This is a genomic window from Streptomyces sp. NPDC026672 (assembly GCF_040638185.1).
GTDB lineage: Bacteria > Actinomycetota > Actinomycetes > Streptomycetales > Streptomycetaceae > Streptomyces.
This window is the reverse complement of the sequence record NZ_JBEZXS010000061.1, coordinates 16,162-39,884: the sequence shown is the minus strand read 5'-3', so window position 1 is coordinate 39,884 and position 23,723 is coordinate 16,162. Positions and strand designations below refer to the sequence as shown.

At 72.9% G+C, this 23,723-nt stretch carries 20 protein-coding genes; 11 read left to right on the top strand and 9 right to left on the bottom strand.

Features of this window, described 5'->3' with window-relative positions; translation table 11 throughout:
- From AB0F77_RS39465 to AB0F77_RS39450, 4 genes are all read left to right on the top strand, one after another.
- On the top strand, positions 1-264 hold a 264-nt coding region (locus tag AB0F77_RS39465; RefSeq protein ID WP_361958551.1), incomplete at its 5' end, for an alpha-glucosidase C-terminal domain-containing protein.
- A gap of 31 nt (positions 265-295) precedes the next feature.
- Complete coding sequence (locus AB0F77_RS39460; protein ID WP_361958548.1) at positions 296-1,660, top strand: maltokinase; 1,365 nt, start codon at positions 296-298, stop codon at positions 1,658-1,660.
- Positions 1,661-1,664: 4 nt separating this feature from the next.
- Positions 1,665-3,860 carry a 1,4-alpha-glucan branching enzyme gene (glgB, locus tag AB0F77_RS39455; RefSeq protein WP_361958545.1) on the top strand — a complete coding sequence of 732 codons (2,196 nt, stop codon included), beginning with the start codon at positions 1,665-1,667 and terminating at the stop codon, positions 3,858-3,860.
- A 123-nt stretch (positions 3,861-3,983) separates the two neighbouring features.
- The gene (locus AB0F77_RS39450; RefSeq protein ID WP_361958542.1) at positions 3,984-5,882 is read left to right on the top strand and encodes an AMP-dependent synthetase/ligase; all 1,899 of its coding nucleotides are present in this window, start codon (positions 3,984-3,986) and stop codon (positions 5,880-5,882) included.
- Between the two features lie 40 nt (positions 5,883-5,922).
- Here the strand turns inward: AB0F77_RS39450 and AB0F77_RS39445 are convergent, their stop codons facing one another.
- Positions 5,923-6,744: a methyltransferase domain-containing protein gene (locus tag AB0F77_RS39445; protein ID WP_361958539.1), complete on the bottom strand. Its 822-nt coding sequence runs from the start codon at positions 6,742-6,744 to the stop codon at positions 5,923-5,925.
- A 278-nt stretch (positions 6,745-7,022) separates the two neighbouring features.
- Here AB0F77_RS39445 and AB0F77_RS39440 point away from each other — a divergent pair, with 278 nt between their 5' ends.
- The 3 genes from AB0F77_RS39440 to AB0F77_RS39430 all read left to right on the top strand — a co-directional run bounded on the left by AB0F77_RS39440 (position 7,023) and on the right by AB0F77_RS39430 (position 11,568).
- Positions 7,023-8,402 (top strand): NAD(P)/FAD-dependent oxidoreductase, encoded by a 1,380-nt coding sequence (locus AB0F77_RS39440; protein ID WP_361958536.1) that lies wholly within the window; start codon positions 7,023-7,025, stop codon positions 8,400-8,402.
- Positions 8,403-8,570: 168 nt separating this feature from the next.
- On the top strand, positions 8,571-10,841 hold the full coding sequence (locus tag AB0F77_RS39435; protein ID WP_361958554.1) for an FUSC family protein: 2,271 nt from the start codon (positions 8,571-8,573) through the stop codon (positions 10,839-10,841).
- A gap of 271 nt (positions 10,842-11,112) precedes the next feature.
- On the top strand, positions 11,113-11,568 hold the full coding sequence (locus AB0F77_RS39430) for a cyclic nucleotide-binding domain-containing protein (protein WP_361958533.1): 456 nt from the start codon (positions 11,113-11,115) through the stop codon (positions 11,566-11,568).
- A gap of 3 nt (positions 11,569-11,571) precedes the next feature.
- On the opposite strand, the gene AB0F77_RS39425 is transcribed toward AB0F77_RS39430, so the two are convergent.
- Both AB0F77_RS39425 and AB0F77_RS39420 read right to left on the bottom strand, forming a co-directional pair.
- On the bottom strand, positions 11,572-12,876 hold the full coding sequence (locus tag AB0F77_RS39425; protein WP_361958530.1) for an MFS transporter: 1,305 nt from the start codon (positions 12,874-12,876) through the stop codon (positions 11,572-11,574).
- Between the two features lie 78 nt (positions 12,877-12,954).
- Complete coding sequence (locus tag AB0F77_RS39420) at positions 12,955-13,569, bottom strand: LysE/ArgO family amino acid transporter (protein WP_361958527.1); 615 nt, start codon at positions 13,567-13,569, stop codon at positions 12,955-12,957.
- A gap of 133 nt (positions 13,570-13,702) precedes the next feature.
- Here AB0F77_RS39420 and AB0F77_RS39415 point away from each other — a divergent pair, with 133 nt between their 5' ends.
- The gene (locus AB0F77_RS39415) at positions 13,703-14,611 is read left to right on the top strand and encodes a LysR family transcriptional regulator ArgP (protein ID WP_361958524.1); all 909 of its coding nucleotides are present in this window, start codon (positions 13,703-13,705) and stop codon (positions 14,609-14,611) included.
- A 220-nt stretch (positions 14,612-14,831) separates the two neighbouring features.
- Complete coding sequence (locus AB0F77_RS39410) at positions 14,832-16,682, top strand: acyl-CoA dehydrogenase (RefSeq protein ID WP_361958521.1); 1,851 nt, start codon at positions 14,832-14,834, stop codon at positions 16,680-16,682.
- Between the two features lie 8 nt (positions 16,683-16,690).
- Here AB0F77_RS39410 and AB0F77_RS39405 read toward each other — a convergent pair whose 3' ends face one another.
- The 3 genes from AB0F77_RS39405 to AB0F77_RS39395 form a co-directional block, all read right to left on the bottom strand.
- On the bottom strand, positions 16,691-17,320 hold the full coding sequence (locus tag AB0F77_RS39405) for a hypothetical protein (protein WP_361958518.1): 630 nt from the start codon (positions 17,318-17,320) through the stop codon (positions 16,691-16,693).
- A gap of 149 nt (positions 17,321-17,469) precedes the next feature.
- A complete protein-coding gene (locus tag AB0F77_RS39400; RefSeq protein ID WP_361958515.1) occupies positions 17,470-17,943 on the bottom strand; it encodes an NUDIX domain-containing protein in 474 nt (157 codons plus the stop codon).
- Positions 17,940-18,650 carry a TetR/AcrR family transcriptional regulator gene (locus tag AB0F77_RS39395; RefSeq protein WP_361958512.1) on the bottom strand — a complete coding sequence of 237 codons (711 nt, stop codon included), beginning with the start codon at positions 18,648-18,650 and terminating at the stop codon, positions 17,940-17,942. Before AB0F77_RS39395 ends, AB0F77_RS39400 begins: the two co-directional genes overlap by 4 nt.
- 120 nt (positions 18,651-18,770) lie before the next feature.
- On the opposite strand from AB0F77_RS39395, the gene AB0F77_RS39390 reads away from it, so the two are divergent.
- Together AB0F77_RS39390 and AB0F77_RS39385 are read left to right on the top strand one after the other, a co-directional pair.
- Positions 18,771-19,991, top strand: a complete 1,221-nt coding sequence (locus AB0F77_RS39390) for a saccharopine dehydrogenase C-terminal domain-containing protein (protein ID WP_361958509.1) — start codon at positions 18,771-18,773, stop codon at positions 19,989-19,991.
- Between the two features lie 120 nt (positions 19,992-20,111).
- The gene (locus AB0F77_RS39385; protein WP_361958506.1) at positions 20,112-20,348 is read left to right on the top strand and encodes a WhiB family transcriptional regulator; all 237 of its coding nucleotides are present in this window, start codon (positions 20,112-20,114) and stop codon (positions 20,346-20,348) included.
- A gap of 48 nt (positions 20,349-20,396) precedes the next feature.
- Here the strand turns inward: AB0F77_RS39385 and AB0F77_RS39380 are convergent, their stop codons facing one another.
- From AB0F77_RS39380 to AB0F77_RS39370, 3 genes are read right to left on the bottom strand one after another with little or no spacing between them, the layout of a single operon-like run.
- Complete coding sequence (locus tag AB0F77_RS39380; protein ID WP_361958503.1) at positions 20,397-22,223, bottom strand: HAMP domain-containing sensor histidine kinase; 1,827 nt, start codon at positions 22,221-22,223, stop codon at positions 20,397-20,399.
- Positions 22,220-22,930, bottom strand: coding sequence for a response regulator transcription factor (locus AB0F77_RS39375; protein ID WP_361958501.1), 711 nt, complete (start codon positions 22,928-22,930; stop codon positions 22,220-22,222). Before AB0F77_RS39375 ends, AB0F77_RS39380 begins: the two co-directional genes overlap by 4 nt.
- 27 nt (positions 22,931-22,957) lie before the next feature.
- Positions 22,958-23,704 (bottom strand): L,D-transpeptidase family protein, encoded by a 747-nt coding sequence (locus AB0F77_RS39370; RefSeq protein WP_361958498.1) that lies wholly within the window; start codon positions 23,702-23,704, stop codon positions 22,958-22,960.
- Positions 23,705-23,723: the final 19 nt, after the last annotated feature.

Genomic DNA, 23,723 nt, shown 5'->3' with positions numbered 1-23,723 from the left:
CTCCACTCCACCAACCCCGCCGTCCTCGCCTTCCTCCGCGAACACGAAGACGACCTCGTCCTCTGCGTCCACAACTTCTCCCGCTTCGCCCAGCCCACCGAACTCGACCTGCGGGAGTACGACGGACGGCACCCCGTCGAACTCATCGGCGGGGTGCGGTTCCCCGCCATCGGCGAACTCCCCTACCTCCTCACCCTCGCGGGTCACGGCTTCTACTGGTTCCGGCTCTCCCGAGTGGCATCCCGCATCGGCCGCCGACGCTGATCGCCCGGCTCCGAGGAAAGGACGCGTCACCATGTCGAAGACCGTTTCGCTCCGGCCGAGAGACACCACCGGCCCCGACCGCCCCCCGGCCCCGCTGACCGGACTGCTGCGCGACTGGCTCCCGCGGCAGCGCTGGTTCGCGGGCAAGGACCGGCCGGTCACGGACCTGTCCGTGCTCTCGCTGACCGAGCTGTTCCCCGGCTGTCTGCACCTGCTGGTCCACGCCGGCCACGGCGGCGTGCCCGCCCCCGGCGGCACACCCCCGGCCGGCGACTGCTACCAGCTGCTGCTCGGTGTGCGCCGGCACCCCGCGCCAGGACTGGAGCGGGCGTTCATCGGCCGCGCCACGGACGACCCGTTCGCCGGACTCGCCGTGTACGACGCCCTGCACGACCCGCACGCGGCCGAACTGCTCATGGAGCGGCTGCGCAGCCCCGGCACGGCGGGCCCGCTGCGGTTCGAGGCCGACGCCGCCGCGCGGGTGCCGGGCGGGCTCGCGCCCCGGCTGCTCGACGCCGAGCAGTCCAACTCCTCGCTGGTGTACGGCGACTCGTACATCCTCAAGGTCTTCCGCCGCATCCAGCCCGGTGTCAACCCTGACCTGGAGGTGCCGGGCGCGCTGGCCGCGCAGGGCTGCGCCCGGGTGCCCGCGCCCGTGGCCTGGTTCCGCACCACCGAGCCGTGGCCCGCGACGCTCGGTGTGCTCCAGCCCTTCCTGCCCGACGCCGCCGACGGCTGGACCCTGGCGCTGCGCGCGCTGGCCGAGGGCGAGGAGTTCACCACCGAGGCGCACGAACTGGGGCGGGCCACGGCCGAGGTGCACCTCGCGCTGGCCGGGGCCTTCCCTCAGGACGTCCGCGCCGACGGCGGCGGCACGGTGGCCGCGATGACGGCCCGGCTGGACGCCGCAGCGCACTCGGTGCCCGCCCTGGCGCCGTTCGCGCCCGGTCTGCGCGCCGCGTTCGCCGCGCTCGCCGCGGACGGTGACGGGCCGTCCGCCCAGCGCGTCCACGGCGATCTGCACCTCGGACAGGTGCTGCGTGCCGGACGCGAGTGGTTCGTCATCGACTTCGAGGGCGAGCCGTCGCGCCCGCTCGGCGAGCGGCGCAGCGCGCAGTCCCCCGTACGGGACGTGGCCGGGATGCTGCGCTCCTTCGACTACGCGGCCCGGCAGCGCCGTCCGTGGCGGCCCGAGTGGGCCGGCCGGTGCCGGGAGGCGTTCTGCGCGGGCTACGCGGCGCGCGCGGGCTGGGACCCGCGCGAGGAGCACGCCCTGCTGCGCGCGTACGAGACCGACCGGGCGGTGTACGAGGTGCTGTACGAGGCCAGGCACCGCCCGGACTGGCTGCCCGTTCCGATGGCCGCGATCGAGCGGCTCGCCGTCAAGGGAGGCTGACCTCATGGCACTGCGCGACACCTCGCTCCCGGAGCCGTCGGGCCCGCTCACGCGCTCGGCCGTCCCGCTGGACGCAGCCGACCGCGGACGACTGCTGTCCGGCTCCCACCACGATCCGCACGCCCTGCTGGGCGCCCGTACGGTCCCGGGCGGCACCCTGTTCCGGGCGCTGCGCCCGTTCGCCGAGGCGGTGAGCGTCCTGGTCGACGGGATGCGCAGCCCGCTGGTCCCGGAGGGCGACGGCCTCTTCTCGGCCGTACTGCCCTACGCCGGGATCCCGGCGTACACCCTGCTGGTGCGGTACGCGGACGGCGAGCACGAGGTGCACGACCCGTACCGCTTCCTGCCGGCCCTCGGTGAGCTGGACCTGCATCTGATCCGGGAGGGCCGGCACGAGCAGCTGTGGAAGGCGCTCGGCGCCGAGCCGATGACGCACCAGGGCGTCGCCGGCACCCGGTTCACCGTGTGGGCGCCGAACGCCCGGGGGGTGCGGGTCGCCGGGGAGACCACCTTCTGGGACGGCACGCAGTACCCGATGCGGTCGCTGGGCGCGTCCGGGGTGTGGGAGCTGTTCCTGCCGGGGATCGGCGAGGGCAGCCGCTACAAGTTCGAGATCACCTCGCGCCACGGCGACCGGTTCCTGAAGGCCGACCCGATGGCGCGGGCCACGGAGGTCCCGCCGGACACGGCGTCCGTCGTCACGGCCTCGCACCACGAGTGGGACGACGCGGAGTGGATGGCGCACCGCGGGGACACCCCCGTGCACGAGGCGCCGTTCTCGGTGTACGAGGTCCACCTCCCCTCCTGGCGCCCCGGGCTGACGTACCGCGAGCTGGCGGAGGAACTGCCCCGTTACGTCAGGGACCTGGGCTTCACGCACGTCGAGCTGATGCCGGTCGCCGAGCACCCCTTCGGTCCGTCGTGGGGCTACCAGGTCACCTCGTACTACGCCCCGACGTCCCGGCTGGGCACCCCCGACGACTTCAGGTACCTGGTGGACGCCCTGCACCGGGCCGGCGTCGGCGTGCTCATGGACTGGGTGCCGGCCCACTTCCCCAAGGACGACTGGGCGCTCGGCCGCTTCGACGGCGAGCCGCTGTACGAGCCCGGGGACTCCCGGCGCGCGGAGCACCCGGACTGGGGGACGTACGAGTTCGACTTCGGGCGGACCGAGGTGCGCAACTTCCTCGTGGCGAACGCCGTGTACTGGTGCGAGGAGTTCCACGTCGACGGGCTGCGCGTGGACGCCGTCGCCTCCATGCTCTACCTCGACTACTCGCGCGACTCCGGGCAGTGGACGCCCAATGTGTTCGGCGGCCGGGAGGACCTGGACGCGGTCGCGTTCCTCCAGGAGATGAACGCCACCGTCTACCGGCGCTGCCCCGGCGTGGTGACCATCGCGGAGGAGTCCACCGCCTGGGACGGCGTGACCCGGCCGACGGACGGCGGCGGGCTCGGCTTCGGGCTGAAGTGGAACATGGGCTGGATGCACGACTCGCTGGAGTACGTCAGGCACGAGCCCGTGCACCGCAAGTACCACCACAACGAGATGACGTTCTCGATGATGTACGCGTACAGCGAGAACTACGTGCTGCCCATCTCCCACGACGAGGTCGTGCACGGCAAGCAGGCCCTGGTCTCCAAGATGCCCGGCGACTGGTGGCAGCGGCGGGCCGGCCACCGCGCCTACCTGGGCTACATGTGGGCCCACCCGGGCAAACAACTCCTCTTCATGGGGCAGGAGTTCGCCCAGGGCGGCGAATGGGACCACGCGCACGGCCCCGACTGGTGGCTGCTCGACCCGGCCTACGGCGCCGAGGCCGACCACCGCGGCGTGCGCGACCTCGTCCGGGACCTCAACTCCGTGTACCTGCGCACCCCGGCGCTGTGGCAGCGCGACACCGATCCGTCCGGCTTCCAGTGGGTCCTCGGGGACGCGGCGGACGACAACGTCTTCGCGTTCCTGCGGTTCGACGCCGAGGGCGACCCGCTGCTCGCGGTGTCCAACTTCTCCCCCGTGGTCCGCCACGACTACCGGCTCACCGTGCCGAAGGGGGCCGCCGTGTGGCACGAGGTCCTCAACACCGACAGCGCCCGCTACGGGGGCGGCGACGTCGTCAACGCCCGTCCCGTCCGGCCCGAACGGGGAGGCATCAGGCTCACGCTGCCGCCCCTGGCGACGGTCTGGCTGACGCCGTAGTCCTGAACACCCGACAGCAGTTGTCGGATCCCGGCACCAACCGCGCTCGCCTGGGCTAGATTCGGCACCGCCGACCACAGTACTGATCTGCGGTGTCACCCTCCGTACATCCAGGAGCAGCGCATGCGCGACCCCGCTCCCGCTCCGGCCTTCGTCCCCGACCTGACCGGCGGGCTCGCCGACAGCGTCTTCGAGACGGCCGCCCGCACCCCGGCGCTGCCCGTGCTGGCACGCCGCAGCGAGGACGGCTCCGCCCGGTGGGAGGAGGTGACGGCCGCACAGCTGCGGGACCAGGTGCTCGACGTGGCCAAGGGCCTGGTCGCGTCGGGCATCTCACCGGGGCACCGGGTGGCCGTGATGTCGCGCACCCGCTACGAGTGGACCGTGTTCAGTCACGCTCTGTGGGCCGTGGGCGCGGAGGTCGTGCCGATCCATCCGACGTCGGCGCGCGAGCAGGTGGAGTGGATCCTGCGGGACGCCAACTGCGTGGCCGTGGTGGTGGAGGACGAGCAGGGCGTGATGACGGTGGGCACCGTGTGCGCGGTGCTGCCCCGGCTGCGGCACGTGTGGCAGCTGGACACCGGCGGGCTGGAGCAGTTGGTGGAGCGGGGCGAGTACATCCCGGCGACCACGGTGGACTCGCTGCGCCGGATCGTGCTGCCGGACTCCACCGCGGCCATCACCTACACCTCCGGCACCTCGGGGCACCCGATGGGCTGCGCGCTCAGTCACCGCGGGCTGGCGTACCCCTGCGACACCCTGCTCGCGGGGTGGGGGCACACGGCAGCGCCGCCGGGCGAACAGGCGTCCGTGCTGGCCTTCCTGCCGTTCTCGCACGTGTACGGGCTGATGATCCAGGTGCTGTGCGTGCGCGGCGGCATCCTGCTGGGCCACGAGCCGGAGATGACCACGGCGGCCCTCTCGTCGTCGCTGATGTCCTTCCGGCCGACGTATCTGTACGGCGTGCCCTCGCTGTTCGAGAAGCTCTACAAGATCTTCGTGCGGACGGCCCAGGAGGCGGGCCGCGGCGCGCTGTTCGAGCGGGCCGCGCAGACCGCGCGGGAGTTCGCGCTCGCCGGGGAGCGGCACCGCCTCGGCACCGGTCCGGGCCCCGCCCTCGACCTGCGGTTGCAGCACGCCGTCTACGAGCGGACGGTGTACCGCAGGCTGCGGGCGTGGGTGGGCGGCCGGGTGATGCGGGCGACGTCCGGCGGCTCGTCGCTGGACCGCGACCTCTCCCTGTTCTACGAGGGCATCGGCCTCTACGTCCACGACGGCTACGGTCTGACGGAGGCCAGCGGCGGCGTCACCATGCAGCCGCTGGGCCGCGAGAAGTCCGGGACGGTCGGCCAGGCGCTGCCGGGCACCCGGATCCAGATGGCCGACGACGGGGAGATCCTGGTGCGCGGCCCGTCGGTCTTCCAGGGGTACGTGAACGACGAGGCGGCGACCCGGGCCGCGCTGCGCGGGGGCTGGCTGGCGACCGGGGACATCGGGCACCTGGACGGCGAGGGCTATCTGACGATCACCGGCCGCAAGAAGGACATCATCATCACGAGCAGCGGCAAGAGCGTGGCCCCGGGCCCGCTGGAGCAGCGGCTGCGGATGCACCCCCTGGTCCACCAGGCGGTGGTGATCGGCGACGACCGGCCCTGTGTGGGCGCGCTGATCACGCTGGACCCGGAGTTCCTGGCCCACTGGCGCGGCGGGCTCGCGCTGCCCGGGGACTCGGAGGGGCGGGAGGCGCGGGAGGAGAACGCGCTGCGGGAGGAGATCGCGCGGGCGGTGGCCGCGGCCAACAGCGCCGTGTCGCGCACGGAGTCGATCCGGGTGTGGCGGATCCTGCCGCAGCAGTTCGACCCGGCCAACGGGCTGCTGACGCCGTCGATGAAGCTGCGCCGGGACGCGATCGTGCGGCACTACGCGGCCGAGATCGACGCGATGTACGAGTCCCGCACGGTGCACCGGCCGGTGCAGGAGGAGCCGGCCGACTGGGAGGACTCGGACAACGTGTTCCGGTGACGGCGCGGCACCCGCCGCGCCGGAGCGTACGGGGGTCCGCTCACGCGGGCCGGTGCGCGACCACCCCGAACATCGTCACCGACATGTGCAGTCCGCCCCGTTCGGCGGCCTCGGCGAGCCCTGCGTACAGCGCGTCGCGCCCGGCCTCGGTGAGTCGGCCGGCGCGCACCGCGGACTCGCCGAGCAGCCTGATGATCGGCCAGGCGACCGAGCGGTGGTCCTGGAGCAGCGCCTGGGAGCCGCGGTCGTCGACGACGAGTCCGGCCGCGCTCGCCTGCCCGACCAGGCGCCGGCCCGAGTAGGGGTTGGCGGCGCTGGTGAGGGCGCCGGCGGTGAGGGCCTGGATCGCGTCCGGGTCGCCGGGGTGCAGGACGGTGGTGGCCCAGTCGGTGTCGAGGAGCGCCACCCGGCCGCCGGGGCGCAGCACCCGGACCATCTCGGCGACGGCGCGCTCCGGGTCGGTGAGGTGCTGGAGGACGCGCTCGCACCAGACGACGTCGACGGAGGCGTCGGGCAGCGGCAGGGCGAGGGCGTCGCCGTCGGCGAACAGGGCCCGGCCGCCCCGGGCGCGCTCCTCGGCGACCCCGCGCAGGGCCGGGTTGGGTTCGAGGCCGAGGGCGGAGCCGTCGGGGCCGACGGCCTCGGCGAGCACCCGGGTCTGCGAGCCGGTCCCGGAGCCGACGTCCAGGGCGCGTTCGCCGGGACGGACCGCCAGTGCCTCGTGGGCCCACTCCCGCAGCCGCCGTACGCCGGCGTTGGCGTCCTGGACGTCCAGGGCTCCCACCAGCCGGGCCGTCCCGGCGGTGTCGTCGGGATCGATGTTGCGGGTCTGGAAGCCCGAGCCGTGCCGTGTCTGCGCCATGCGCGCACTCTACGGCCCGTATGACGGCGGCAGGGCCCACTCCGGCGAGCCCGGTCGGCCCGGTTGCGCGGGCGGGCGCGGACGGGCCCGCACACATCGGTGCGGCGCGGGTGTTACTCCGGCGCGAGGAGGGGCAGGCTGGTGCCCCGACGTACGTCTGCCCGCCGTGCCCGGCTGGCGCGTTGGTCCGGCTCACGGTGGGATCGGTGTGGTGCGAGGCGGCGTTCCGGGGCACGCGGAACGACGTCGAGTCGGACCGCCTGGAGCCGCAGAAAGGGATGGACACCGTGACACGACCCAGGATCCTGGTGGTTGGCGCAGGCTTCGCCGGAGTGGACTGCGTTCGCCGCCTGGAGAGGAAACTCGCTCCCGACGAGGCGGACGTCACCCTGGTGACGCCCTTCGCCTACCAGCTGTATCTGCCCCTGCTGCCCCAGGTGGCCTCCGGGGTGCTGACCCCGCAGTCGATCGCCGTCTCGCTGCGCCGCAGCAAGCGGTACCGCACCCGGATCATCCCGGGCGGCGCGATCGGCGTGGACCTGAGGTCGAAGGTCTGCGTGATCCGGACGATCACCGAAAAGATCGTCAACGAGCGGTACGACTACATCGTGCTGGCCCCGGGCAGCGTCACCCGCACCTTCGACATCCCGGGGCTCACGGAGCACGCCTTCGGGATGAAGACCCTGGCCGAGGCCGCCTATGTGCGCGACCACGTGATCTCGCAGCTCGACCTGGCCGACGCCAGCGACGACCCGGCGGAGCGCGCCTCGCGGCTCCAGTTCGTGGTGGTGGGCGGCGGGTACGCCGGCACGGAGACCGCGGCGTGTCTGCAGCGGCTCACGCACGCGGCGGTGCGGCGCTACCCGCGGCTGGACCCGGGTCTGATCAAGTGGCACCTCATCGACATCGCGCCGAAGCTGATGCCGGAGCTCGGCGACAAGCTCGGCCGCAGCGCACAGGAGATCCTGCGCCGGCGCGGCATCGACGTCTCGCTCGGGGTGTCGATCGACAAGGCGGGTCCCGAGGAGGTCACCTTCACGGACGGCCGGGTGGTGCCCACGCACACGCTGATCTGGACAGCCGGCGTGGTCGCCAGCCCGCTGATCGCCACGCTCGGCGCGGAGACCGTACGGGGCCGGCTCGCGGTGAACGCCGAGATGAACCTGCCGGGCCACGACGGGGTCTTCGCGCTCGGTGACGCGGCCGCCGTGCCGGACCTCGCCAAGGACGACGGGGCGGTGTGCCCGCCCACGGCCCAGCACGCGATGCGGCAGGGCCGGGCGGTGGCCGACAACGTGATCGCGACGCTGCGGGGGCGGCCGCTGAAGCCGTACGAGCACAAGGACCTGGGGCTCGTCGTCGACCTCGGCGGCAAGGACGCCGTGTCCAAGCCCCTGGGCATCGAGCTGCGGGGGCTGCCCGCGCAGGCCGTCGCGCGCGGCTACCACTGGGGGGCGCTGCGCACCAATGTGGCCAAGACGCGCGTCCTGACGAACTGGCTGCTCAACGCGGTGGCGGGCGACGACTTCGTGCGCACCGGCTTCCAGTCGCGGCGGCCGGCGAAGCTCAGGGACTTCGAGTACACCCACTCGTATCTGACGCCCGAGCAGGTGCGGGAGCAGGTCGGCGGGCAGGGCGGCGCCGTGACGCCGGACTGAGCGGCGCGGTGGGCACGGGCCGGGCCCGCGGCCCCGCGCCGGGGTCCCGCGGCCCTGCGGTGCCGTGCCATGCTGGTCGGTGCTGGTCAGTGCTGGTTGGAGATGACCAGGTGACACGGGAGAGAGCGCGGCGGCGTGAGGACTGCGGAACGGTCGGTGCGGGCGGAACTGTGGGACCGGGTCTCGGCGTCCGACCCCGGGCTGATCCGGCTCACGGCGGGGCTGCGCACCGTGACGGCGATCGCCCTCACCCTGCTGGTGCTGGCGTTCGTACGGGCCGACGTGACGCATCTGGTCGCCGGTGCCATGGCGGCGATGGTGGCGACCTTCGCGATCCGGGAGAAGCAGCGGGACCGGCAGGCGGTCACCCTGGCGCTGTGCCTGCCGACGGCGCTGGTGTCGGTGTCGCTCGGCGCGCTGCTGAACACGCGGGTCGTGGCCGGCGACCTGTTCTTCGTGGCGCTGATCTTCTGCGCGGTCTACGGCCGCCGCTTCGGCGACCGCGGCACGGCGCTCGGGCTGATCGGCTTCCAGGTGTACTTCCTGTCGCTGTTCGTGCGGGCGACCCCGTCGGCGCTGCCCGCGCTGTACGGGGCGATCGTGCTGGCGTTCGTGTGCAGTGCGCTGACCCGGTTCGTGCTGCTGCCGCAGACGCCGGCGGGCACGCTCGACCGGCTGCGCCGGGCGTTCCGGGCCCGGCTCGCGCAGCTGATCGCCGCGCAGACCGAGCTGCTGGACGCCGGCCCTGCGGACATGGACAAGGTGCTGGAGGTCGTCCGGGTCAGGACGGCCCGGCTGCACGAGACGGCGCTGATGATCCAGGGGCGGCTGGCGGACGGGACCTCCGACGAGTCGGTGGCGCGGCTGCTGCAGCGCCGGGTCGCGGACGCGGAGATCGCCGCCGAGCGGCTGGGGCTCCTGCTGCTGACCGCGCGCAGCGCCGAGCGCGCGGACACCCTGACCCTGCATCTGCCGGGGGCCCCGCTGCCCTCGGGCGGTGAGCTGCGGGTGGCGGACGAGGCGGGTGCGGCGCTGCGGCGGGATCTGGAGTCGCTGCGGCTGCTGGTGCTGCGGCCGGTCGCCGAGGACCGCGGGACGGCACTGGCGCAGGTGCGCAACCGGCTGCTGGGCTACCGGGAGGAGGAGAACCTGCCGCGGGCGCCGGCCGCCGCGCAGGACGTCTTCCGGGGGCTGGGCGAGGCGGCGCGCGCGGTGCTGGGGCTGCGGATCGCGCTGGACGGGCCGCAGGACGAGTCGGACGACAGCCCGGCGACGGCCCGTTCGCGCGAGGAGCTGGACGCGGAGGACGCCGCCATCGCGGTGGGCGAGGAGGAGCCGGGCGAGGCGCCGCCCTCGGGGCTCCGGCGGCCGACGACGCGGGCGGCCCTGCAGGTGGCCGTGGGTTCGGCGCTGGCCATCGCGGGGGGCGAGCTGCTGTCGAGTCAGCGCTGGTACTGGGCGGTGCTGACCTGCTGGATCGTGTTCATCGGCACCGCGTCGACGGGCGAGATCCTGGTGAAGGGCTACCGGCGGCTGCTGGGCACGGTCCTCGGCGTGGTGGCCGGCATCGGGCTCGCGGGGCTGGTCGGGCACCACACGTGGACGGCGTTCGCGCTGGTGCTGGTGTTCATCTTCGCGATGTTCTACACGGCGCCGCTGTCCTACACGCTGATGTCGTTCTTCGTCACGGCGATGCTGGGCCTGCTCTACACGCTGCTGAACACGTACAGCATGTCGGTGCTGGTGCTGCGGATCGAGGAGACGGCGCTGGGCGCGGCCTGCGGGGTGGTCGCGGCGGCGCTGGTGCTGCCGGTGCGCACGGACCGGCGTACGAACGAGCTGCTGGCGACGGTGCTGGACCGGCTGGGCGGGGTGACGCGGGCGGCCGTCGACCAGTTGAGCGGCGCGGCTCCGGTGGACCTGCTGGAGCAGGCGCGCGACCTGGACCAGGCGCTGGCGGACCTGCGGGCCTCGACGCAGCCGCTGACCCATCCGATCACCCCGTTGCGGACCCGGCGGGACACCGCCCGCTATGTGGTGGCGCTCCTGGAGACGTGCGCGTACCACGCGCGCTCGCTCGCGGCGACGGCCGAGCTGCTGCCCACGAAGCCGTCGATCGCGGCGGATCCGCGGCTGCGCGGGGTGGGGGCCAGGATCGTGCACAACATCGGGGCGATCCGGGAGCGGGTGGCGGACCCGCGGGCCACGGCGGAGGTCGAGACCGGTCCGAGCATCGCGTCGCTGCTGGAGCCGGGCACGCTCGCGGCCCCGCGCTACGGGCATGTGACCGACCGGGTGCTGCGGCATCTGCAGCGGCTGGACGAGGCGGTGATGGGTCTGGCGCGGCCGCTCGGGGTGCCGGTCGGTCCGCGCGAGGCGCGAGGCGCGGTGCGGGAGGGCGGGAGAGGGGGAGAGCGGGAGGGCGGGAGCGCGGGGTGAAACGGGTCACCCGTCCCCGCGGACGAGTACCCGACGCACAGAAGATGGTTTATCGTTCATTCACACGTGGGCATGGAGTCGATCCTTGAGTCCTCCTGCACCGCGGTTTTACGGCCCTGGCTGGTTTCCCCCGTCCAGCCAGGGCTCTTTCATGCCGTGCGGCGGATCGTCGCGCCGTCTTCACCCGCCCGAGGTGCCCGGGGCGGCCGCAGCGGCTGAAATGGGCGTAGGGAGAACACCGGAAACCCCCGCCGGCGAGGAGCCCTGTGCCATGACCAAAGCGATAAAGCTGTTGACCGCCCTGCCGCAACCGCAGCGCGAACGTCTGATGGAGCTGGCGCACGAGGTGTCCTTCCCGGAGGACACCCGGATCTTCGAGGCGGGCGGCACGGCCGACCGCTTCTGGGTCATCCGCTCCGGCGCGGTCAACCTCGATCAGCAGGTCACCCCGCAGCGGCGGGTCACCGTGGCGACCCTGGGCGCCGGCGACCTGCTCGGCTGGTCGTGGCTTTTCCCGCCGTACACCTGGGACTTCGGCGCGGTGGCCTTCAGCCAGGTGCGGGCCTACGAGTACGACGCCTCGGCGGTGCTCGCCCTGTGCGTGGAGGACCCGCTGCTGGGGCTGTCGCTGGTGCGGACCGTCGCGGAGGTCCTCGCCCACCGGCTGGAGACCACGCGGGGCCGGCTGATGGAGCAGTACTCGCTCCACCGGCGCGGCTCCCTGTAGGCGTCAGATCCGGTAGCGGCGCAGCGCCGGGACGGCGGCGGCCAGGCCCAGCATGACGGCGACGACGAGGAGGCCGCCGCCCGCCACGGCGGCCCTCGGCCCGAAGGCGGCGCCCGCGGTGCCGTGCAGCACGTCGGCCAGGCGCGGTCCGCCCGCGACCACGACGGTGAACACGCCCTGCATCCGGCCGCGCATCTCGTCGGTGGCGGCCGACAGCAGGATCGCCCCGCGGAAGACCATGGAGACCATGTCGGCGACGCCCCCGGCGGCGAGGAAGGCGAGGGCGACCCAGAGGTTGCGGCTCAGCCCGAACCCGGCGACGGCCACGCCCCAGCCGACCACCGCCCAGACGACCATCCAGCCGTGCCGCCGGGCCCGCGAGAAGGTGCCGGAGAGCAGGCCGCCGACCACCGCGCCGACCGGGATGCCGGCGAAGAGCACACCGAGCGCGAGTCCCTCGCCGTACGAGGCGTAGGTCTCGGCGGCCAGCTGCGGGAACAGGGCGCGGGGCATGCCGAGGACCATGGCGATGATGTCGGCGAGGAAGGACAGCAGCAGCACCTTGTGCAGGGCGATGTAGCGGAAGCCGGCCGCGATCTCCCGCCAGCCGGCGCGGCGGGAGACGCTCTCGCCGAGCGGCGGCAGCGGGGGCAGCCTGTACACGGCCCACACGGTGACGCACAGGGCGAGGGCGTCGACGAGGTACAGCACGGGCAGGCCGACGACCGGGATCAGCACACCGGCGAGCAGCGGTCCCGCGACCAGGCCGGTCTGCATCACGGTCGAGCCGAGGGCGTTGGCCGCGGGCAGTTCGTCCGCGGGGACGAGACGGGCGATGGAGGCGCTGCGGGCCGGGGAGTTGAGGCCGAAGAACGCCTGCTGGAGGGCGAGCAGCACCATCAGGACGACGACCGAGTCGAGTCCTCCGGCGGCCTGGGCCCAGAACAGCAGCGAGGTCGCGGCGATGCCGACGTTGGTGACGAGCAGCAGTTTGCGGCGGTCCACGGTGTCGGCGATCGCGCCGCCCCACAGCGCGAACACGACCATGGGCACGAGTCCGGCGAGGCTGGACCAGCCGACCCAGGCCGAGGACTGCGTGATGTCGTAGATCTGCTTGGGCACGGCGACGGCGGTGAGCTGGCTGCCGACCGCGGTGACGACGGTCGAGGACCACATCCGGCGGAAGGCGGGGCGGCGCAGCGGGCGGGTGTCCATCGCCCACCGTCGCCAGCCGCGGTGGGGCGGGGGCGGTGGGTCGGCCGGGTCGGTCGTGCTGTCGGGGGCGGTACTGCTCTCGCTGGTGTCCACGGAGTTCCTGGTTGGTCGCTACATCTTTCGAGTCGGAGCTCACTATCGCAGCAACTCCTGTGGCTGCCGAAACGGTTCTCACGATCCGGCGACGAGCAGTGCGCCGAGGGCGAGCATGGTGGTGGCGACCAGGCCGTCCAGGACGCGCCAGGCGGCGGGCCGCGCGAGGAGGCGGCCGAGCAGCCGGGCGCCGAAGCCGAGGGCGGCGAACCAGCACAGGCTGGCGAGGGCGGCGCCGAGGCCGAAGGTCCAGCGCAGCGGGCCGCGGTCGGCGGCGAGGGAGCCCAGCAGGAACACGGTGTCCAGATAGACGTGCGGATTGAGCCAGGTCATCGCCAGGCAGGTGAGGACCGCGCGTCTGCGGGAGCCGGCGGCCTCGCCCTCGGCGCGCAGACCGGTGCCGGGCCGCAGGACCCGGCGGGCGGCGAGGGCGCCGTAGCAGAGCAGGAAGGCGCCGCCGACCAGGCCGACCGCCCGGACCGCGCCGGGCCACGCCACCACCACGGCGCCGACGCCGCCGACGCCCAGGGAGATGAGCAGGGCGTCGGACAGGGCGCAGATGGCGACCACCGCGAGGACCGCGTCACGGCGGATGCCCTGGCGCAGGACGAACGCGTTCTGGGCGCCGATGGCGACGATGAGGGAGAGACCGGTGCCGAATCCTGCGGCCGCGGCGGTCAGGGCGTGGGACATGCCGTCGACGCTAGGCAATCGATCACTGTAGGTACAGCTAAAGATTTTTACGTACCATTAGCGACTCTGAAGTGGTCCGAAGCGGGCGGCTTTCGAAGCGGACCGTGCGGGAACGTCGTGGAGAGGACCCGAGATGCTGCCGGAACTGCCTCTCGACCAGGTGCGGACACTGCTGGCCGTGGTGGACGAGGGGACCTTCGACGCGGCGGCCGTCGCGCTGCACGTCACACCGTCCGCGGTGAGCCAGCGGGTCAAGGCCCTGGAGCAGCGGACGGGCCGGGTGCTGCTGCGGCGCACCAAGCCGGTGCGGCCGACGGAGTCCGGCGAGGTGCTGGTGCGCTTCGCGCGGCAGTTGGAGCGGCTGGAGCGGGACGCGCGGGGGGAGCTGGGCATGAGCGGGGCCGGCGAGCCGACCCGGGTGTCGATCGCGGTGAACGCGGACTCCCTGGCCACCTGGTTCCTGGGGGCGCTGCCGAGGGTGCCGCGCGCGTCGCGGCTCTGTTTCGAGCTGCGGCGCGAGGACGAGGACCACACGGCGGCGCTGCTGCGCGAGGGGCTGGTCATGGCGGCGGTGACGTCGTCGCCCGACGCCGTGCCCGGGTGTTCGGTGCGGGCGCTCGGGCGGATGCGGTATCTGCCGGTGGCGACCGGGGAGTTCGCGCACCGGCTGTCCGGCGGGCTCGCGGACGCCCTCGCCGGGGCGCCGGTGGTGGTCTTCGACCGGCGGGACGACTTCCAGGACGCCTTCGTACGGAGCCTGCCCGGCGGACGCGGCGGGGCGAGCGCGCTGCGGCACTACGTGCCCACGTCGGAGGGGTTCGCGGAGGCGGTCGCGGCGGGCCTCGGCTGGGGCATGGTCCCGGAGGTCCAGGCGCTGCCCCTGCTGCGCTCCGGCCGCCTGACCCGGCTGCTCCCGGACCACTGGGTGGACGTCCCCCTGTACTGGCAGCAGTGGAAGCTCGACTCCCCCGCCCTCGCCGCCCTGGCGACAGCCGTCACGGACACCGCCACCGAGACCCTGCGCCCCGCTTCACCGGAGTGAGGCGTGTGCCGCGTTCTCACCGTGCGGGAGCCCGGGGACGCTCGGCGGACGGGCCGACTCCGGCCAAAGTCGGTGGCCGTGTTCCGGTGTCCCATCAACCGTCGGTGGCCTTCGATATTGCGGGAATCGTCCGTGGCCCGGGGGGTTTGCGAAGGTCGGTTCTCCGCGCGGTTGCCGTGGAACAGCCTTCCTAATCGTGGCGATGATCATGCTGTGCGACATGATCGACTGGACTACGTTGTTCGGCGTGATCGCCTCTCAACTCTTAGATTCCCAGGGTTCGTTGAATGACGTCCGCAGCGAACTCCAGCATGCCCTCTTCGGGGCCGATGCCAGGATCCATGACCAGTGGTGGAACTTATTCGGGTCTGACGGGTTCTCGTTCCGGGAAGGGCTGACCCACCAGGAGCGTATCGACCTCTCCTACGGCAGACTCCGTCTGGCCGTCGCCGAGGTGCCCGACCCTTGCGCGCTGGCCCTCGATCCCGCGGCCCTGTCGGCCGTGCACGAGCACGCCGGGGTCGCGGACGCGGGCATGGCCACGATGTTGTCGATCCACGTCAATCTGTTCCTCGGCAGCCTCCTCGATCACGATCACGCCGAGCGGGACCTGACCCCCTACGTCCGCATGGATCGGATCGGCACCTTCCTCTGCACCGAGCGCGATCACGGCAACGACGCCCTGCAGTTGGAGACCACCGCCACCCTCGACCGGGAATCCGGTGGGTTCGTGCTCCACACCCCGACCCCGGGCGCCGCCAAATACATGCCCAACACGTCCTCGTCCGGCGGCGCGAAGGACGGCCTCGTGGCCGCCCGGCTGATCATCGACGGCGAGGACCACGGCGTCTTCCTCTTCCTGACCCCCCTCACCGACGACACCGGACGGCATCTGCCGGGTGTGCACGTGCATCGGCTGCCCCAGACGGCCGGCAGCCCCGTGGACCACTGCGAGACGGTCTTCGACCACGTTCGCCTGCCGCATTCCGCGCTGCTCCAGGGCGAGCACGGACGCCTGACCCCACAGGGTGGGTTCACCAGTTCCCTGGGCAGTCCCCGGGCACGGTTCCTGCGGTCGATCGGCCGGGTCACGATGGGCAAACTGTGCATGAGCGCCTACAGCGTGGGGACGATGCGCCACGCGGTGACGGTCGCCGTGCGGCACGCCCACGACCGGATCACGTCCGCGGGGACGAGCAGGCGGCGTGTGCCGTTGTTCGCCCACCGCAGCCATCACGCGCCGCTCCTCGACGCCATCACCACCGCCTACGGGGCCACCCTCCTGCAGAGGCTGGCCGTGCGGACGTGGGTGCAGGCGCCGGACGCCGAACGAGGCGACGCGGAGCGGCTGACGGCCGTCGCGAAGGGCTGGATCACCTGGTCCGCGAGGCGGGTGATGACCGAGTGCCGTGAGCGGTGCGGTGCCCATGGGCTGAAGCTTTCCACCGGCATCGCCTACCAGCTCGCGGCAAATGAGGGAACCATCACCGCCGAGGGCGACAACGTCGTCATATGGGCCAAGGCGGCAGGGGAGATGCTGTTGGGAGGGTACGTCGCTCGACCGGTTGCTGAAGTCCCTCCGGAGGACCGTACGCTCTCCAACTCTCTGCACCTGCAAAATCTGCTGGTGGAATTGGAGCGTCTGCCGCGCGAACGTGCCCAGGAACGGCTGCGGTCGAGGGACGCCGGTAAAGGGCTGGACCGGTGGAACACGACGGTGACGCCCGCCCTCCAGTTCGTCGGCGCGCACGCCCACCGCCTGGCGGCTGAGGAATTGCTGCGGGCGGCGCAGGAGGCGGGTTCTCCTCAGGCGCGAAGTCTGCTCGGCCATGTGCACCGGCTGTTCGCCCTACGGCAGTTGGCCGCGCACAGCGGTGAGCTCCTGGCGGACGGCCGGCTCACCGCCGATCAGGTTCGGCAGCTTCCCGACGCGATCGAGGACACCGTCGTCACACTCCAGCCTCATGCGCTCTCGCTGGTCGCGGCCTTCGACGACTTCGGAGGGGATGAACCACCGCGGCGGCATCCACTGCTCGGGGCCGAGGAGGCGGGCGAAGCGGTGCTGGTCTGAGCGGTCGGTCAAGCGGCGTAGTGCAGGAGTGAGGCGTGCAGGGTGTAGGTGAAGCGGTCACCTGCGCTCACGCGGTGGACGATCTCCTGGCACAGGGTGTGGTACGCGGCTGTCCGATCCGCGTCCAGGGTGATGGCGGTGTCCGGGCCGGTCGGCGCCCCGCGGAGGAGAACCTCCAGCAGGCGGGGCTCGGCCGGTATCCGCATCACCTTCAGTGCGCGGCGGAAGTTCTCGATCGCGCCGGCGTCCGGCAGTTCGTCGAGAATCTCACCCAGCGGGTCGGCCGGGCTCGACCTGGCTCGGGCCAGCATGCGCTGACAAGCCTCCAGCCGTTCCACATGGATCGCGTTCAGGTCCACGGCGTACAAGGGCACGAGTTCACGGCCGTACGCGTCGCTGAGCCTGTATCCCTGCGGGACCTGTTGCGTGGAACGACCGTCCCACGAGAGTTCCTGCCACTGAAGCGGTGCGGGCAGCTGTTGATATATCTCCCCCCAGCCGTCGTAGGCGACACAGATCAATTCGGCCTGCTCCGGCTCCAACTCCCGCACATAGTAGTAGTACAGCTCGTCCAACAGCTTTTCGATGACGTGGAAATGCGCTCTGAACACCCCATCGTCCGGCAACAGGACGTGCATGGAATTCCCTCGGATCATGAGTGAGAAGATGGAAGCCGTCTTCCGGCACGATTTCGTCGGCTGATTTCCCGGAAACAGCCCGGCGAATGCGTTGTCGAACGCTAGCAGACGACCGGCCGGGGGTCGGACCGCCGGTGAACGACACTGGCTCAGTGCTGGATCAGGCCGCCGACCGGGACGGTGGCGACGTGGCCGGTCGCCGGGAGGGTCCGGGCCAGGGTGAGGCCGATGTCGACCAGGGATGACCGTCGTAGGCCGGCGACTTCGGGGATCGGGGTCCAGCGCGACTCGGCGATGGCGCCGTTGGGCTCCGGCCGCAGTCGGCCGCCGGTGATACGGACCTGGTAGAAGACGCCGACGTTCTGGTGCTCCGGTCCGCCGGGGACGGCCCGTTCGGCGGCCGGGATCACCCTGGAGTCCACACCCAGCAGCCGCTCGACCACCGCGTCGCAGCCCGTCTCCTCGGCGACCTCGCGGATCACCGCGTCGAACGGATCCTCCGCGTGTTCGACCCTGCCGCCCGGAAGGGTCCAGTTGCTCTCGCCCTTCGGCGACACGTGACGGGCGAGCAGCACCCGCCCGCCCTCGATGCACACGGCGTACGCCGCCGATCGGAAGCTCATTTCTCCCCCGCCTCCGCCAGCGCGTTCCCCGCGCTGTCCAGGAGCATGTCGAGGGCCGTCGGGTAGGCGCTGGTCGGCATGCGGGTCGTCAGCAGGGGGGCCGCCTCCGCGATACGGGGGTGGGTGGTCGTGGGGAGGCGGGCGTACGTCGACGTCCACCGGGCCTCGTCGGCCCTCAGGGACGCGCTCGGCAGGGCCAGGGACGCGGCGTCGAGCGCGGCGAAGGCCAGCGTCTGGTCGATGAACGCGTGGTAGACGCGGACGGTGTCGGCCAGGGGGAACCCGGCGGTGCGCAGGACGTCCAGGACCACCTCGTCGGCGGCGAGTTCATGGGCGCGGCCGGTGACCCGGCTGGTCGTCAGCAGCGCCGCCTGCGGATGGGCGACGTACGCGGCGTGGATGCGCAGCCCGATCTCCCTCAGGTCGGCCCGCCACCGTCCCGTGCGCCCCCAGCCGTCGAGCGCCCGCCCGATCAGCGCGTCTCCGATGGCCAGGGTCAGGTCGTCCATGCCGCGGAAGTAGCGGTACAGGGCGCTCGGGTCGCAGTCCAGGGCCAGCCCGAGCCGGCGCGCGGTCAGCCCGGCGCTGCCGTGCTCGCGCAGCATCCGCAGCGCCGTCTCGACGATCAGCCGCTCCGACAGCACGGTTCCGCTCCGGGTGGGCCTGCGCCTGCGCCGCCGCTCCTCGGGCACCACCGTTTTCGGCACGCTCCGCTCCCTCCCGCCGCCCTTATGCCAACGCCATTGACCTTACGCGAGGCCGCGGCGTTGGATGCCGGGCAGGGCGCCCCCCATACCTCGACGCCGTTTTCGAGAAGGAGATTCGCCATGCGTGTGCTGCTCGTGGGAGCGGGCGGTGTCGGTACCGCCATCACCCGGATCGCGGCCCGCCGCCCGTTCTTCGACCTGATGGTGGTCGCCGACTTCGACCCCGCGCGGGCCGAGGCCGCCGTCGCCGCCCTCGGCCCCGAGGAGGCGCGGTTCCGCGCCGCGCGCGTCGACGCCGGCGACGAGGACGCGGTGGTGCGGCTGCTCGCCGAGCACCGCTGCGACGTCCTCGTCAACGCCACCGACCCGCGCTTCGTGATGCCCCTGTTCCGGGCCGCCCGCACGGCCGGCGCCCGCTATCTCGACATGGCGATGTCCCTGTCCCGGCCGCACGCCGAACGCCCCCACGAGGAGTGCGGGGTGAAGCTCGGCGACGAACAGTTCGCGCAGGCCGACGCGTGGGCGCGGGAGGGTGCGCTGGCGTTGGTCGGGATGGGTGTGGAGCCCGGTCTGTCGGACGTGTTCGCGCGGCACGCCGCCGACGAACTCTTCGACGAGATCGAGGAGATCGGTGTCCGCGACGGCGCGAACCTCACCGTGGACGGCCACGACTTCGCCCCCTCCTTCAGCATCTGGACCACGATCGAGGAGTGCCTGAACCCGCCGGTCGTCTACGAGTCCGGGCGCGGCTGGTTCACCACGGCGCCGTTCAGCGAGCCGGAGGTGTTCGACTTCCCGGCGGGCATCGGCCCGGTGGAGTGCGTGAACGTGGAGCACGAGGAGGTGCTGCTCGTGCCCCGCTGGATCGACGCGCGGCGGGTGACGTTCAAGTACGGCCTGGGCCGGGAGTTCGTCGAGACGCTGCGCACGCTGCACCTGCTGGGCCTGGACCGCACGGAACCGGTGACGGTGCCCGGCCCCGGCGGACCGGTCGCGGTCTCGCCCCGGGACGTCGTCGCCGCCTGTCTGCCCGACCCGGCCACGCTGGGCGGGCGGATGCACGGCAAGACGTGCGCGGGCACCTGGGTGCGGGGCACCAAGGACGGCCGGCCGCGCGAGGTGTACCTCTACCACGTCGTCGACAACCAGTGGTCGATGAGCGAGTACGGGTGTCAGGCTGTGGTGTGGCAGACGGCGGTCAACCCCGTCGTCGCGCTCGAACTCCTCGCCACCGGCGCGTGGTCCGGGTCGGGCGTCCTCGGCCCGGAGGCGTTCCCGGCCCGCCCGTTCCTGGACCTGCTGACGGCGTACGGCTCGCCGTGGGGTCTGCGCGAACAGTGATCCGTCCCCGTCCCGTCCACGGTTCGGGAATGGGGCCGTTTCGTCCGCGCGCCGACCGGTGACCCGGTACTGGACAGCGCCCACCGGAGGCGGAACCGACTCGGACCACAGGTGACATCGATGGACCACTGGCGAGACCACGCCGCATGCCTCGGCGAGGACCCGGACCTCTTCTTCCCCATCGGCAGTACGGGCCCGTCGCTGGCCCAGACCCGGCAGGCCAAGGCGGTGTGCGAGGGCTGCCCCGTCCGGGAGCCCTGTCTACGCTGGGCCCTGCGCACCGGCCGGACCACGGGCATCTGGGGCGGCACGACGGAGGCCGAACGCCGGGTCGTCGCCCGCCGGTCCGCCGTCTGACCCCCGCCCCCGCGCGGCGGGCCGACGGCCGGTGTGCGTGAGAGGGCGTCAGGTGTCCTCGGGGGCGGGGGCGGCCGGGAGGCGGAGGGTGAACGAGGCTCCCCGGCCCGGTTCGCTCGTCACGTCCGCCGTGCCGCCGTGGGCGGCCATGAGGTGGCGGACGATCGGGAGGCCGAGGCCGCTGCCCCCGGTGCGCCGGCTGCGGGACTTCTCCGCGCGCCAGAACCGCTCGAAGACGTGCGGGAGATCGTCGGCCGCGATGCCGCTGCCGGTGTCGGTGACCGTGAACACCACCCGCTCGCCGTCCCGGCGGGCGGCGAGCGAGACCGTGCCCCCGGCGGGCGTGTGCCGCAGCGCGTTGGAGACGAGGTTGCCGAGCGCCTGCCGCATCCGCACCGGGTCGGCGTCCAGCCAGGGGGCCTCCTCGGTCCGTGCGCGCAGGGTGACGCCGGCCGCGTCGGCGGCCGGCCGGTGGGCGGCGGCGACCTGGTCCAGCAGGTCCTCGGCGCGGACCGGTTCACGGTGCACGCGCAGGGTGCCCGCGTCGGCCGCGGCGAGGTCCTGGAGGTCGTCGATGATCCGCTGGAGGACCAGCGCCTCCTCGTGCAGCGACTCCAGCAGCGCCGGGTCGGGGTCGACCACCCCGTCACGGGTGACCTCCAGCCAGCCCCGGATGTTGGTGAGCGGGCTGCGCAGTTCATGGGCGATGTCGCTGACCATCGCCTTGCGCTGGGCCTCCAGCCGTTCCCGGCGCTCGGTCAGGTCGTTGAACGCCTCGGCCAGGATGCCGGTCTCGTCCCGGGTGGTCACCGGGACCCGTACGTGCAGGTCGGGCGGCTGCTGCGCCGCGGCGGTCAGCGCGCGCAGGGGACGTACGAGCCGGGTGGCGACCACGGCGGTGACGACGACGGTCACCGCGAGGACCAGGCCGACCGCGCCGACGACCTTGGCCTTGTTCTTCGGCGACATGTCGAAGCGCGCGGTGGGCTGGTCGCCGATGCCGAGGAAGAGCTCGGCCACCGGGGCGACATAGGGGTCGAGCTGCGCGCGGTACGCGGTGTCGATGCAGCCCTGGACGGCCTTCGGATCCAGCTCGCCCGCCTTGGCGTACTTCGCGGTGACGATACGGCTGCTCGGGGTGCCGGAGCGGGTCGGGTCGAAGATGAGGTAGAGCGGCGACCCGGCGTCCAGTCCCCTGCTGTCGAGGCAGGCGCGGGTGCCGTCGGTCAGCGCGTTGATGGCCTTGTCCTCGGTGGGCGTGGGGTTGTTCAGCTCGTAGCCGCAGTCGCCCGGGACGTAGTCGAGGGCCGGCTTGCCGTCGGAGCCGACGAGGTAGGGGCGCCCGGCGGGGGTGCGCGTGATCGTCGTGTCGATGCTCTGCCGCGCGAAACAGGAGTGGCGTTTGCCCGCGAGGGCGTCCAGCCGGTCGCGTTCGTTCCCGGTGAGCCGGTACGGGCCGACCACGCGCGGGTCGACACCGCTGAGCTGCGCCCCGGTCTCCGTGTAGGTGTCGGTGTGCAGGGGGTCGACGGCCGCGGCGGGGCTGGGCGGCAGGGAGGTGCCGCGCGGCGCGGAGTCGGCCAGCGGCATCCGGTCGCCGGTGGTCAGGGCGATGCGCCGGCCGGTCTGGGCGGCCAGGGCGCGGACGGTGGGGCCGACGCCCGACCAGTCGCGGTGGGTGGCGGCGTAGCCACTGAGCCGGGCGAGGATGCTGTTGTCGGCGGCGAGGCCCTGGCCCTGCTCCTCCTTGAGGGCGCTGGTGGTGGTGGTCACGGCGAGCCAGGCGGTGGCCGCGACCGAGCAGACCGCGATGAGCGCCGAGGTGATCAGCAGCCGTACGAGCAGCCGTTTGCGCAGCGGTATGCGGCGCTTCACGGCCGGCCGCCGCTCAGCTTGTAGCCGACGCCGAACACGGTCAGCAGCCGCGCCGGCCTGCGCGGGTCGGCCTCGATCTTGCGGCGCAGGTTCATGATGTGGACGTCGACGGCCCGTTCGGTGGAGGACCGGTCGAAGCCGCGGGTGCACTGGAGCAGCTGCCGCCTGGTGAACACCCGGTCGGGCTCGCCCGCCATGGCCAGCAGGATCTGGAACTCGGCCGGGGTGCACTCCACCGGCACCCCGTCGCAGCGCACCTCGTGCCGGACGGGGTCGACGGAGATCCCCGCCGCGCGCACGGCCGGGTCGTCGGGCGGACCGGCGACGGTGCGCCCGCTGCGCCGCAGGATCGTGCGGATGCGGGCCATCAGCTCGCGCGGGCTGTACGGCTTGGTCATGTAGTCGTCGGCGCCCAGTTCGAGGCCGAGCAGCACGTCGTCCTCGGCGGAGCGTGCCGTCAGCATCAGCACCGGGACGTCGTCCTGCCCGTCGGTGCCGCCGCGCAGCACCCGGCACACCCCGAAGCCGTCGATCACCGGCAGCATCAGGTCCAGGACGACGAGGTCGGGCCGCAGCCGCCGGGCGGCGTCGAGGGCCGCCGCCCCGTCGTGGACCACCGTGGCGGTGTGCCCCTCGGCCAGCAGGGAGCGGCGTATCAGTTCGGCCTGCATCTCGTCGTCCTCGGCGACCAGTACGTGTGCGCACACGCGGCGGATCCTAGTTCGCCAGTTCGCTCAGCGGGCGAGCCAGTCGGCGTACCCCATGACGACGACGGGGTGCCGCCCCGGGTCGAGGGTGCGCACCAGCTCCTTCATGTGCGCCTTGGCGATGCTGACGCAGCCGTGGGTGGGGCCGCCGTGGTCGACGTGCAGCCAGATGCCGCCGCCCCGCTCCGGGCCCATGGGGCGGGTCCAGTCCAGCGGGGAGGTGCCGGGCCGGCGGTTGTAGTCGATGGCGACGACGTAGTCGAAGGACCCGGCCAGCGGCTCGCCCTCGAAGCCGGTGCCGGGCGAGGTGAAGCCGCCGGAGTGGTGGTACGGCAGCCGGGCGCCGGGGTCGCTCAGCAGACCGCCGGCGTCGCTGAGGGTGAAGACGCCGGTGGGCGAGCGCAGGTCGCCGACCATGTGGTGGCCGCTCCAGCCGCGCAGGGCGTTGTGCGCGGGCCAGTGGGCACCGGGCTGCCAGCCGTCGTCGGTGCGTTCGTGGAGCACGACGTCGGACACCGGGGAGTCCTTGCCGCGCCCGGTCACCACGACCGCCTGCTCGCTCCGGTCGGGTATCGCGGCCCTGGTGCGGGGGCCGAGACCGGCTATCGGGCGGGGGCCCGCCTGGGCGCTTCCGTCGGCCGCGGGGGCGGCCGGGCGGGCGGGGGTCGTGGTCGTGGGGGTGGAGGAGCGCGGAGTGGTCTCCGCGCCGCCGCCGCAACCGCTCAGCACGAGCGGGGTCGAGAGCAGCGCGACGGCGGTTCTGCGAGTGATCATGTGTCGACCTTCGCCGACA